Annotated in this window: 12 protein-coding genes; 4 read left to right on the top strand and 8 right to left on the bottom strand. The window is 60.1% G+C overall.

Annotated features, from left to right (window positions below):
- Positions 1 to 282: 282 nt before the first annotated feature.
- The 6 genes from flgE to BM300_RS05915 form a co-directional block, all read right to left on the bottom strand.
- On the bottom strand, positions 283 to 1,608 hold the full coding sequence (gene flgE, locus BM300_RS05890) for a flagellar hook protein FlgE (RefSeq protein ID WP_092145258.1): 1,326 nt from the start codon (positions 1,606 to 1,608) through the stop codon (positions 283 to 285).
- Between the two features lie 28 nt (positions 1,609 to 1,636).
- Positions 1,637 to 2,359, bottom strand: coding sequence for a flagellar hook assembly protein FlgD (gene flgD / locus BM300_RS05895; RefSeq protein ID WP_072346450.1), 723 nt, complete (start codon positions 2,357 to 2,359; stop codon positions 1,637 to 1,639).
- 15 nt (positions 2,360 to 2,374) lie between these two features.
- A complete protein-coding gene (flgC, locus tag BM300_RS05900) occupies positions 2,375 to 2,818 on the bottom strand; it encodes a flagellar basal body rod protein FlgC (protein WP_003204730.1) in 444 nt (147 codons plus the stop codon).
- A 3-nt stretch (positions 2,819 to 2,821) separates the two neighbouring features.
- Positions 2,822 to 3,229 (bottom strand): flagellar basal body rod protein FlgB, encoded by a 408-nt coding sequence (gene flgB / locus BM300_RS05905; RefSeq protein WP_072346448.1) that lies wholly within the window; start codon positions 3,227 to 3,229, stop codon positions 2,822 to 2,824.
- 356 nt (positions 3,230 to 3,585) lie between these two features.
- Positions 3,586 to 4,413, bottom strand: coding sequence for a protein-glutamate O-methyltransferase CheR (gene cheR, locus BM300_RS05910; protein ID WP_063324730.1), 828 nt, complete (start codon positions 4,411 to 4,413; stop codon positions 3,586 to 3,588).
- 58 nt (positions 4,414 to 4,471) lie between these two features.
- Positions 4,472 to 5,398 (bottom strand): chemotaxis protein CheV, encoded by a 927-nt coding sequence (locus BM300_RS05915; protein ID WP_003204737.1) that lies wholly within the window; start codon positions 5,396 to 5,398, stop codon positions 4,472 to 4,474.
- A 78-nt stretch (positions 5,399 to 5,476) separates the two neighbouring features.
- Between BM300_RS05915 and flgA the strand changes: the two genes are divergently transcribed.
- From flgA to BM300_RS05935, 4 genes are all read left to right on the top strand, one after another.
- Positions 5,477 to 6,241 (top strand): flagellar basal body P-ring formation chaperone FlgA, encoded by a 765-nt coding sequence (gene flgA, locus BM300_RS05920; protein WP_063324729.1) that lies wholly within the window; start codon positions 5,477 to 5,479, stop codon positions 6,239 to 6,241.
- Positions 6,242 to 6,413: 172 nt separating this feature from the next.
- Positions 6,414 to 6,731: a flagellar biosynthesis anti-sigma factor FlgM gene (gene flgM, locus BM300_RS05925; protein WP_063324728.1), complete on the top strand. Its 318-nt coding sequence runs from the start codon at positions 6,414 to 6,416 to the stop codon at positions 6,729 to 6,731.
- Positions 6,732 to 6,778: 47 nt separating this feature from the next.
- Positions 6,779 to 7,246 carry a flagella synthesis protein FlgN gene (locus tag BM300_RS05930; RefSeq protein ID WP_072346436.1) on the top strand — a complete coding sequence of 156 codons (468 nt, stop codon included), beginning with the start codon at positions 6,779 to 6,781 and terminating at the stop codon, positions 7,244 to 7,246.
- A 92-nt stretch (positions 7,247 to 7,338) separates the two neighbouring features.
- Positions 7,339 to 8,085 carry a flagellar brake protein gene (locus tag BM300_RS05935; protein ID WP_003204744.1) on the top strand — a complete coding sequence of 249 codons (747 nt, stop codon included), beginning with the start codon at positions 7,339 to 7,341 and terminating at the stop codon, positions 8,083 to 8,085.
- A 62-nt stretch (positions 8,086 to 8,147) separates the two neighbouring features.
- On the opposite strand, the gene BM300_RS05940 is transcribed toward BM300_RS05935, so the two are convergent.
- Both BM300_RS05940 and BM300_RS05945 read right to left on the bottom strand, forming a co-directional pair.
- Positions 8,148 to 9,515 (bottom strand): MFS transporter, encoded by a 1,368-nt coding sequence (locus BM300_RS05940; RefSeq protein WP_063324725.1) that lies wholly within the window; start codon positions 9,513 to 9,515, stop codon positions 8,148 to 8,150.
- Between the two features lie 70 nt (positions 9,516 to 9,585).
- Entirely contained in the window at positions 9,586 to 10,827 is a 1,242-nt protein-coding gene (locus tag BM300_RS05945; RefSeq protein ID WP_170862024.1) for a glutamine synthetase family protein, read from the bottom strand.
- Between the last annotated feature and the right edge of the window lie 111 nt (positions 10,828 to 10,938).

Genomic DNA, 10,938 nt, shown 5'->3' on the forward strand with positions numbered 1-10,938 from the left:
TTGGAAACGACGTCGCCTGGGCTGCCCTCATCCATATTCAGGGTGACATTCATTGTGGCGAGGGGATTATCCCCCCTGGGGCGCGGAGCGGCCCTGAATGCCAGCGACCCGGTGGATCAGGCAGGTCGTATTGACTGCTTGTGGAGGGGGCTGCTGCGCAGCCCAGCGGGGATAAATCCCCTCGCCACAAAGGGAAACCTGGCATGAGGACGGGCTCTAGCACGCATGAAAAAGCCCCTCTTGCGAGGGGCTCCTTGTGCAGCCTTCAAGCAACCATCGACATCAAGCCATCTGGATGATGGTCTGCATGATGGTGCTCTGGGTAGAGATGGTCTTGGCGTTCGCCTGGTAGTTGCTCTGGGCCTTGATCAGCTCGACCAGTTCGTTGGTCAAGTTGACGTTGGACTCTTCCAGGGAGTTGGAGACGATCGAGCCCAAAGTGCCGGTTTCCGGGGCATCGTAGCCCGGGATGCCCGAGGCGAAGGTTTCTTTCCAACTGGTGCCGCCTACCGGCTGCAGACCTTGCTCGTTGGTGAAGCTGGCGAGTGCGAGCTGGCCGATCGGCTTGGTCTGGTTGTTGCTGAAGTTGGCCAACAGTACACCGCTGCCGTCGATGGTCAGGTTGGTGATCTGGCCCGTGGCGTAGCCGTTCTGGGCTGGAATCGAGCGGGCGGTGTCGGCGTTGAATTGGGTGGTGTTGGCCATGGAGATCGTAATAGTCGACGAGCCCGCGCCATTAGCAGTCCATGTACCATTAGTCACAGTGCCTGGGACCCAGCCAACCAGATTCAGATCATTGCTGATGGTTGGCGCAGGTGTCGGAACAGTCGGCGGAACGGTCGGCGGAACCGGAGTGCTGACCTGGGTTAGTCTGCCGTTCGAGTCGAACGTCATTGTGGAAGGAACCGGAGCGTTCGGAGCAACCGGCGCGCTGCCATTGAGGTTACGACCATCGATCAAGGTATAGACGTTCCAGGTATTACCGGCAGTCTTGACCATGTACTGGTCCATGGAGTGCTGGTTGCCCTGGGTATCATAGACCGGGGTAGTGAATTGCTTGGTGAATGTGGCCGTGTCGGTCGGGTTGAACGCAACGGTGATCGGCGTCGCCGTGGAGTTCAGGTTGATCGTCGAAGAAACCAGGCTGGTGGCTTGCGGCGGCAGGTTCGAAGTGTCGATGCGCAGGTCGGTCAGGATCCCGTTCTGGATCTTGCCGTTGGCATCCACGCCATAGCCTTGCAGGCGCGAAGTGCCGTCACTGTTGGTGATGTAGCCTTCCTTGTCGGTCTTGAAGGTACCGGCACGGGTGTAGCTCAGGGAGCCGTCGTTGCTCAGGACAAAGAAGCCCTGGCCCTGGATACCCATGTCCAGCACGTTGCCGGTGTTGTTGACATCCCCCTGGCCGAACTGCTGGGAAACGTTGGCCAGGCGCACGCCGTTGCCGACGGTCTTGCTGCCCGAACCCAGCTTGGTGGCCGAGTAGACGTCTTCGAATTCCGCGCGGGACGATTTGAAACCGGTGGTCGCCACGTTGGCGATGTTGTTGCCGGTCACGTCCAGCTGTTTGTTGGCTGCATAGAGACCGCTAAGGCCGATGTTAAAAGACATGTTGACTCCTTTTGCCGGTTAGTCGGCTCTACATACCAATAGTTTGTACTTTGGACAGGGCAATGCTGCCCAGCCCGGCCAGGTTGAGCATCAGCTCACCGCCCGTCTGGCTGATCGTCACGCTGCTGACCGTGGCCGGCAGGTTGGTGATCAGCGACGTCGCCTTGCCGTCGATGGTGGTCGAGGCGGCGAAGGTGTAAGTGCCCGATTCGACGACCGTGCCCGCATCGTTCTTGCCGTCCCAGATGAAAGCGGAATTGCCGGCGTTCTGGCTGCCCAGGTCGATGGTGCGGACGGTCTTGCCGTCCTTGTCCACGATCTTGACCGCGACGGAGGACACCGATGTCGGTACCACCACCGTGCCGTTGAGGCTCTTGGAGGTATCGACCACGGCTTTGTCGCCTGGGGCGATGACCGAGCGACCGACCAGCGACGAGGCCTGCAAAGCCTGGGACGAGTTGTAGTTGCCGGCGATACCGCTGACGGTCTCGTTGAGGGTGGTGATGCCTTCCAGGCTGCTGAACTGCGCCAATTGGGCCACGAACTCACCGTTGTCCTGGGGCTCCAGCGGGTTCTGGTTCTTCAGCTGGGTAACGAGCAGTTGCAGGAACGCATCCTTGCCCAGTTCCTTCTTGCCGGTCGCCGCACCTGTCATTGCCCCGAGGGTATCGGAGGTGTTGTTGGTCTTGACCGAGGAATTGGCCAGAATCTCGTTCAGGCTCAAACCGCTGGTAGTGTTGGTAACGCTCATGTGACTCGCCCCTTATCACTGACCGAGGGTCAGGACCTTCTGCATCATGGTTTTGGCGGTGTTCATCATTTCGGCGTTGGTCTGGAACGAACGACTGGCGGAAATCATGTCGGCCATTTCTTCGACAACGTTGACGTTCGGGTAGTAGACATAACCCTTGGCATCAGCGGCCGGATGGTTCGGCTCATAACGGGCTTCGAGGTTGCTCTGGTCTTCGACCACGCCAAGCACCTGTACGCCCTGCCCGGCCGCGTCCTGCTCCTGGAACAGCGAGTCGCTGCCGCCGGACTGGCCGCCCTGGAACATGGTGGCGAATACCGGGTGGCGGGCGCGGTAGGTCTGGTCGATGCTCGACGAAACGGTCTCGGCGTTGGCGATGTTACTGGCGACGGTGTTCAGGCGAGTGGTCTGGGCACTCATGGCACTGCCGGCAATGTTGAATACGCTAGCAATCGACATGGCTTACTCTCCACGCAGGGCCGATACCAGCCCTTTGAATTTGCTGTTGAGCAGGGTGAAGCTGGCCTGGAAGTTCACGGAGTTTTCCGCGTAGTTGGACTGTTCCAGTTGAGCGTCCACGGTGTTCTGGTCGATCGACGGCTGCATCGGCGTGCGATACATCAACGACTCGTCGCCATTACCCAGGCCTTCGGCTTCGATATGACGGCTGTTGGTCATGTTCAAGGCGAAGTGGCCGTTCTTGGCCTTCTCGTTCTGCTCGGCGAGCACTTTGGAGAAGTCCAGGTCCCGAGCCTTGTAGTTCGGGGTATCGGCGTTGGCGATGTTGTTGGCCAGGACTTCGGCACGCTGGGCGCGGAAGCTCAGGGCCTGTTCGTGGATACCGAGCGCTTTATCGAAGCTGATGCTCATGTCGGAAACCTTTGGGTGACCAGAATGTACGTACGTTGGCTATAGCAAGCGGCGTGCCACTTTCCAAAGCCCCGTAAACCGGGGCTTTGCGGGCATCGGCAAGGCGGCAATGCCAGAAAAGCGGCAACTGGCTTCCGCAAGCTGCCGCTTTTCTGCCGCTTCTCAAGGGCAATGGCATTCAAACTGTGGGAGCGGGCTTGCTCGCGAAAGCGGTGTGACAGCGACATTTATCTCGACTGACCGCCGCATTCGCGAGCAAGCCCGCTCCCACAGGGATAATGGTGATAGGGAGGAATGAGCGGGCATAAAAAAACGGGAGCCCGTGGGGACTCCCGTTTTTTGTCAACCCAAGCCAATCACTTCGCCTGGTAAATGATCCCCGGGCTGCACTGGACCATCTGGTAATGATCCGGCAAACCGTTCAACGCCTCGGAGGCGCCGAGGAACAGGTAGCCGCCCGGCTTGAGCGTGCCGTGGATGCGCAGCAGGATGTCTTTCTTCACTTCGGCGGAGAAGTAGATCAGTACGTTGCGGCAGAACACGATGTCGAACTTGCCCAGGCTGGCATAGCTGTCCAGCAGGTTGAACGAGCGGAACTCCACCCGGCTCTTGATCGGCGCCTTGACCACCCACTTGCCCGGCCCTTTCGGGTCGAAGTAGCGTTGCAGGCGGTCCGGCGACAAACCACGGCCGATGGCCAGGCTGTCGTACTCGCCAGTCTTGCAGTTATTGAGCATGGTCCCGGACAGGTCGGTGGCGACGATCTGCACGCCGCCTTTCAACTGGCCGAGGTTGGAGCGTTCGAACTCATCGATGGACATCGACAGCGAATAGGGTTCCTGCCCCGACGAACAGGCCGCCGACCAGATCCGCAGGCGCTGGCCCGGGCTGGCCTTGATGGCGGCCGGCAGCACTTTGTTCTTCAGCACTTCGAACGGATAGGTGTCGCGAAACCACAGGGTTTCGTTGGTGGTCATGGCGTCCACCACCATCTCGCGCAAACCACTGCGCGGTTGGGTCTGGATACGCTGCACAAGCTCGCCCAATGACTTGAGGCCCTGTTGCTCCATCAATTTATTGAGACGGCTCGACACCAGGTATTGCTTGTTTTCACCAAGCAAGATGCCACAGGCTTTTTCCAGGAAGACCCGGAACTGTTCGAAATCCAAATTACCCGTAGACAAGATACCGCCTCTTTCATCGTGTTGACTTGCCGGGCGCACAACGCGCCCGACCTTTACTTTATTCTGCTGCCTTGATCCGCTCGACGACCCGGGACGCCAGGTCATCGGGACGGAATTTCGCCAGGAAATCGTCGGCACCGACCTTCTTGACCATCGCCTGGTTGAAAACCCCGGACAACGAAGTATGCAAGATGATGTGCAGCTTTTGCATGCGCGGATCGCTGCGGATTTCCGAAGTCAGGGTGTACCCGTCCATCTCCGGCATTTCAATGTCGGAGATCATCATCAGGAACTCTTCCTCAGGCTTCTTGCCCTCGTCGACCAGTTTGCGCAGGTAATCCAGCGCCTGTCGCCCGTCGTTCAACGCCACCACCTCGACGCCAACCGTTTGCAGGCAACGGGTCACCTGCTTGCGGGCCACCGAAGAGTCATCGACGGTCAACACCCGCAGCGAAATCGCCTTGTGCTGGGTTTCGGCATCCACCACCCCCACGGAGATCGCTTCCGGCGTGGGTGCTACCTCGGCGAGGATTTTTTCCACGTCGATGATTTCCACCAACTGGTTATCGACCCGGGTCACTGCCGTGAGGTAGTGATCGCGGCCGGTCCCCTTGGGCGGTGGATGGATCTCTTCCCAGTTCATGTTGACGATGCGCTCCACCGAGCGGACCAGGAACCCCTGGGTCTTGGTGTTGTACTCGGTGATGATCACAAACGGATTGCTCTGGTCCAGCAGCCGACCGGAACCGGTCGCCATCGCCAGGTCGAGAATCGGGATGGTCGCTCCCCGAATATTGGCCACACCGCACACGACGGGGCTGGACTTGGGCATCAGGGTCAGCTTGGGGCATTGCAGCACCTCGCGGACCTTGAATACGTTGATCCCATACATTTGTTGGCCGTCGAGACGGAACAACAACAGCTCCAGGCGATTCTGACCGACCAGCTGAGTGCGCTGGTTCACCGAATCCATTACTCCCGCCATGCCCTGACTCCTACCTAACGCTAATGTGTCCGACGCGCATTCATCACTAAACGGCACGGGGCTTGCTATTGAACCGGCATGAACGCACAAACGACATTTTCTCGACGCCTGACCACTCACTGCCGCCACTGGCTCGGTGCACTGCTGGCTGTCTGCCTGTTCACTTCGGGCGGTCCTGCCCTTGCTGCTGTTCCGGTTACCTTGCCTGATCTCCTTATCGGCGTCACTCAGGGCTTTCTTGAATTCACCGTAGAAGACTATCTGGCTACCAGTCAAACCGAAGGTCGCTACGAAATCGAAGTCAACCAACTCGACCCGCGCCTGCGCATGCCAATGTGCGACAAGGAATTGACTGCTTCGCTGGAAAGTCCCGCTCGCCCTCTGGGCCGCGTCACGGTGAAGGTTCGTTGCGACAGCGCCGCGCCCTGGACGGTGTTCGTGCCCGCTCAAGTGCGCCTGTTTCGGGAAATTGTCACCACCACGCGTCCGCTCAAGCGGGCCGGGATCGTCGAGCCCCAGGACGTGATGCTGCGTGAACGGGACATCAGCCAGATCACCCAGGGCTTCCTGACCTCCGTCGATCAGGCCATCGGGCAGAAACTTGTCCGACCAATGGTCGCCGATCAGGTCGTGACGCTGGTGCACCTGGAGCAGGCCGAAGTGGTCCGCAAGGGCGACCAGGTGGTCATCACCGCCCGCAGCGGCTCCCTGGCCGTGCGGATGCCCGGCGAAGCCCTGTCCAACGGCGGCATGCGTGAACAGATACGGGTAAAAAACCTCAATTCCCAGCGCGTCATCAAGGCGCAAGTGATGGCTCCAGGCCAAGTGGAAGTGGCGATGTAATGACCCGGTAGAGGAGGTAGAAAGCTGGCGCTTGATCCCGGTGTTCCCTAGACTGTGCCTTACGCAAAGGCAAGCGCAGACGTGCGCACGTTCATTGAATAAATGAGCCTAAAGTTTTTTTGGGAATGGCCGAAAACATGGCAAGCGTCCAAATACCCAGAGGTTTTTTACCATGGTCATCGATTTCAATCGTTTAAACAGCTCTTCACCGCTGACAGGCACTACGCGTACCAGCGCTACCAAGGAAACCGCCGAAGCCGGCAAATCCGCGCCGCTGTCTACACCAGCCGACCAAGTCAGCAATGGGGAGTCGGTACACCTCAGCAATGAGGCTCAGCAGTTGCAGAAGGTCACTGACAAGCTGCGCGATCAACCTGTCGTCGACAACGCCCGCGTGGCCGAGTTGAAAGCAGCAATCGCCGATGGCAGCTACAAAGTCGACAGCAACCGCGTAGCCAGCAAACTGCTCAACTTCGAAGCCCAGCGCTAGGCCGCCGCCTGCGCCAGGCTTTTGGACGCTAAGACCCAAGGCCAGCCATGCACGACACTCATTTATTGCAATTGATCATCGACGACTTCGTTCCAGCGCAACAGCTACTGGAATTGTTGCAGGCCGAATCCGTGGCACTGCACGGTCGTGACATGCCTCTGCTGGAGAATATCCTGGCGCAGAAACAGGCATTGATCATCTTGCTTGACCAGCATGGCCGCAAACGCAGCGAGATCCTCGCCAGCCTCAACCTGCCTGCCAGCCATGACGGCCTCGAGCAACTGGCCAGCCAGTCGACGATCGGCGATCAGCTGCGCTCCCAGAGCAAAGTACTCAACGACCTGCTCGCCCAATGCCAGGCAACCAACGCCCGCAACGGCCAGTCGATCCTGATGCAGCAGGCCGCCACCGCCAACCAGTTGCGCATTCTCAACGGTGGCGAGATCCCGACGCTGTATGACGCTAGCGGTTCAACGGCCAGAATGGTCAAGCACCGCCCGCTCAGCCAGGCATGAAACGAACAATGCCTTCGCTCTATCAACGCGCGATACATGCTGGCAAAATGCCGGCCATTCGTAGTCGTATTTTGCCTGGAGATTGACTCACCGTGTTCAATGCATCAAACGCGGATGATGCTCCGCAGCCCCCCAAGGTCCTCACCACGCCCCTGGAAATCTCCGGCAACCTGCGGATGCTGCAAGAGAGCCACGACCCACTGATCATCACCTTCCACGAACGTAGCCAGCGCTTCCAGAGCTATCTGGTCAACGTCGATCGCGAGACCAACTCCATCGCCCTGGATGAAATGATCCCCCGGGACGGCGAGCGTTTCCTGCTGGCTGGCGAGCCGTTTCGTGTCGAGGGTTTTCATGACGGCGTGCGTATCGCCTGGGATGGCAAGGGTCCACTGACCATCGATGAATCCAGCGACGGTCGCTGCTATCGCGGCGCCCTGCCCGACGAAGTGGTCTACCACCAACGTCGCAACGCCTTCCGCGCCGCCCTGAAACTGGCACAACTGGTAAGCGTTGAACTGGGCGGCGACAAGCTCAAGTCCCCCGTAGATGGCAAGTTGCTGGACATCTCCGCCACCGGTTGCAAATTGCGCTTTGACGGCGACATCACGGAGCGTCTGCAATTGGGCCAGGTGTATGAGCGTTTCATCGCGGCCCTGCCTTTTGGCAACATGACCGCGCCAGTCGAGCTGCGTTACCTGCATTTCGAAGAAAGGATCAACACCACGTTCGCCGGTGTACGCTTCCATAACATCAGTGGCTTGGTGCAACGGCAGGTCGAGCGGTTCGTCTACCAGCTCCAACGAGAAGCCCGGCGCTTCGATAAAGACGACCTCTGATTTTTCGAGGCATGAAAAACGGGCAGTCCCTTACGGCGACTGCCCGTTTTTTTATGCCTGCTTCAAGGCCTGGCCTGGGTAAAACTCGGTGTCTCGGGCGCCTCGGTTTCAGTTTCAGCCTCGGCCGCAGCCTCAGTGGCCGGCTCGGGCTCCACGTCCGGATTGGCCGGCGCCTGCATCTGCTCCTGCACCACCTGCTCATCCACCCGCGGATCAAGACACGCCACCAAAGGCGAACTCGACATGCTGTCCGGCATCGCCACGTGATGCAGCGGTGCGTCATCGACCTGATGCAGGTTGGTCACCGCTTTCGGTCGGATCCGCCACACCAGTACCAAGGCGAAGAAAGCGAAAAAGCCGTAGAGCATCTGGCTGCCGAACATTTTCATCAGCACGCCGGCCACCAGCGGCCCGATGCTGGCTCCCACGCCGTAGGTCACCAGCAGCATCGCGGTCAGGGACACCCTTCGATCAGCTTCGACGTGGTCGTTGGAGAACGCTACCGCCAGCGGATACAGGCAGAACTGCACCAGCGAACAGAAGAACCCCGCGACGAACAGCACCTCCAGCGGCACCGTCGGAAGAATCGCCAATGGCAGCGCACAGATCGTCAGGACCAGCGCAAAGCAGCGGATCAGCAGCGCCCGGTCATATCGATCGGACAGCCAGCCCAGGGGCCACTGCACCAGCAGTCCGGCGAAGATGCAGCTACCCATGAACAGACCGACCTGCTCGGTCGACAGACCCTGCTGAGAGGCATACAGCGGCGCCAGACCATAGAACGAGCCGACGATCAATCCGGAGCCCAGCACCGTACTCAATGACTGTGGCACACGCTTGATGAAGAAGCGCGGCTCCATGGGCGCCGGATGCAGCGCCGCCGGGTGAATCCGCCGGGTCAGTGTCACCGGCACCAGGCACAAGGCGAAGCACAACGCCACCAGCATCAACAGCTCAGGCCCCAGGGCCGGGTGCATGACCAGGATCAACTGACCCAGCACCAACCCCAGGTACGAGGCGATCATATAGCCGCTGAACACCACCCCACGCTGCTTGGCATCGGCTTGCTCGTTGAGCCAGCTCTCGATGACCATGTACTGGCACATCATTCCGAGGCCGACAATCATCCGCAGCACGACCCAGGCCGGCAGCCAGTCCACCAAGCCATGGCCCAGCACGGCCGCCCCGACAATCCCGGCGCAGGCCGAATAGGCGCGGATGTGCCCGACGCGGGCGATCAGCCGATGGCCGATCTTGCCCCCCAGCACCAGGCCGAAATAGTTGGCGGCCATCAGCGCACCGACCCAGAGACTGTCCACATGGTCGGCGGCCAGGCGCAAGGCCAAGTAAGTACTCAAGAGGCCCGAGCCGATCAACATCATCAGCGAAGCGAAATAAAGCGCTCGAAAAGGTTTCCAGATTTGGCGCATCGGCGTTCCGAGCGGCTCCTTGAGGTGAGTAAGGGCTACCTGTTGAAGATAGCCCGAATGCGACGGTTCGTTATGCCTGGGCCGCGAGGACACGTCGCTCCCAAGGCGTGATTTCATCGAAGAAGCTGGTCAGCTCCAGGGTCTTGGAGGCGATGTAGCCTTCGATGAACTCCGTACCAAACAGTTCCTTCGCCAGATGACTACGCTTCAGACGCTCCAAGGCGGCATGCAAGGTACATGGCAACGACAGTTTATCCGGCACTTCGAATTCACCCTGGATCGCCGCGCTCGGCTCCAGCCGATGTTCAATCCCATACAGCCCGGCGGCCAGGCTGGCGGCAATCGCCAGGTAGGGGTTGGCATCGGCGCCCGGCAAGCGGTTCTCGACCCGCCGGGCCACCGGCGAGCTGGCAGGAATCCGCAACCCGGCCGAACGGTTGTCATGGGACCAGCAGGCATTGTTCGGCGAGGCGAACGGGTGGCACAGGCGCTGGTAGGAATTCACGTTCGGCGCGAACAGCGCGGTGAAATCCGCCAGGCACGCCTGTTGCCCACCGATGAAATGCCGGAAAGTCGCCGTCGGTTCGCCCGCTTCGTCGCTGAAGACGTTGCGACCGCTGTCCGCCTCGACGACGCTCTGATGGATGTGCATCGAACTGCCCGGTGTGTGGGCCAGGGGCTTGGCCATGCAGACCACCGTCAGGCCGTGCTTGAGGGCCACTTCCTTGAGCAGGTGCTTGAACAGGAACGTCTGGTCGGCCAGCAACAGCGGATCGCCGTGCAGCAGATTGATCTCGAACTGGCTTACGCCCATTTCATGCATGAAGGTGTCGCGAGGCAGGCCCAGCGCCGCCATGCAGGCATAGACTTCACTGAAGAACGGGCGCAGGCCATTGTTGGAGCTGACGCTGAACGCCGAATGGCCGTCTTCGCGACGCCCATCCAGGCCCATTGGCGGCTGGAACGGCTGGGTCGGGTCCGGGTTGGGGGCGAATACGAAAAATTCCAGCTCGGTCGCTACCACCGGCGCCAGGCCAAGGGCGGCATAGCGCGCGACAACGGCCTTGAGCTGGCCGCGCGTCGAGAGCCGGGAGCTTTCACCGGTCAACTCGTCGGCATCGCAGATCGCCAGGGCACGGGGCTGCTGGCTCCAAGGCAGGCGATGAATCTGTTTCGGATCGGCCACCAGCGCCAGGTCGCCGTCGTCGCTGCCGTAGAAACGCGACGGCGGATAACCGCCCATGATGCATTGCAGCAGCACGCCCCGCGCCAACTGCAACCGCCGGCCTTCGAGGAAACCCTCAGCGGTCATTACCTTGCCCCGCGGCACGCCATTCAAATCCGGCGTGACACATTCAATCTCATCAATGCCCGTCAGTCGCTGCGCGAGTGAACGCTGGCCATCGGTCGTCATGACGCAATC

Origin of the sequence: Pseudomonas sp. NFACC46-3, assembly GCF_900114515.1 — a bacterium.
Lineage (GTDB): Bacteria > Pseudomonadota > Gammaproteobacteria > Pseudomonadales > Pseudomonadaceae > Aquipseudomonas > Aquipseudomonas fluorescens_Q.

Excerpts from the sequence above, each read along its gene's own strand:
- flgA (WP_063324729.1), top strand. The coding sequence starts at position 5,477 with ATGAACGCACAAACGACATTTTCTCGACGCCTGACCACTCACTGCCGC.
- flgE (WP_092145258.1), bottom strand. The coding sequence starts at position 1,608 with ATGTCTTTTAACATCGGCCTTAGCGGTCTCTATGCAGCCAACAAACAG.
- flgD (WP_072346450.1), bottom strand. The coding sequence starts at position 2,359 with ATGAGCGTTACCAACACTACCAGCGGTTTGAGCCTGAACGAGATTCTG.
- BM300_RS05930 (WP_072346436.1), top strand. The coding sequence starts at position 6,779 with ATGCACGACACTCATTTATTGCAATTGATCATCGACGACTTCGTTCCA.
- flgM (WP_063324728.1), top strand. The coding sequence starts at position 6,414 with ATGGTCATCGATTTCAATCGTTTAAACAGCTCTTCACCGCTGACAGGC.
- BM300_RS05940 (WP_063324725.1), bottom strand. The coding sequence starts at position 9,515 with ATGCGCCAAATCTGGAAACCTTTTCGAGCGCTTTATTTCGCTTCGCTG.
- flgB (WP_072346448.1), bottom strand. The coding sequence starts at position 3,229 with ATGAGCATCAGCTTCGATAAAGCGCTCGGTATCCACGAACAGGCCCTG.
- BM300_RS05915 (WP_003204737.1), bottom strand. The coding sequence starts at position 5,398 with ATGGCGGGAGTAATGGATTCGGTGAACCAGCGCACTCAGCTGGTCGGT.
- flgC (WP_003204730.1), bottom strand. The coding sequence starts at position 2,818 with ATGTCGATTGCTAGCGTATTCAACATTGCCGGCAGTGCCATGAGTGCC.
- BM300_RS05945 (WP_170862024.1), bottom strand. The coding sequence starts at position 10,827 with ATGACCGCTGAGGGTTTCCTCGAAGGCCGGCGGTTGCAGTTGGCGCGG.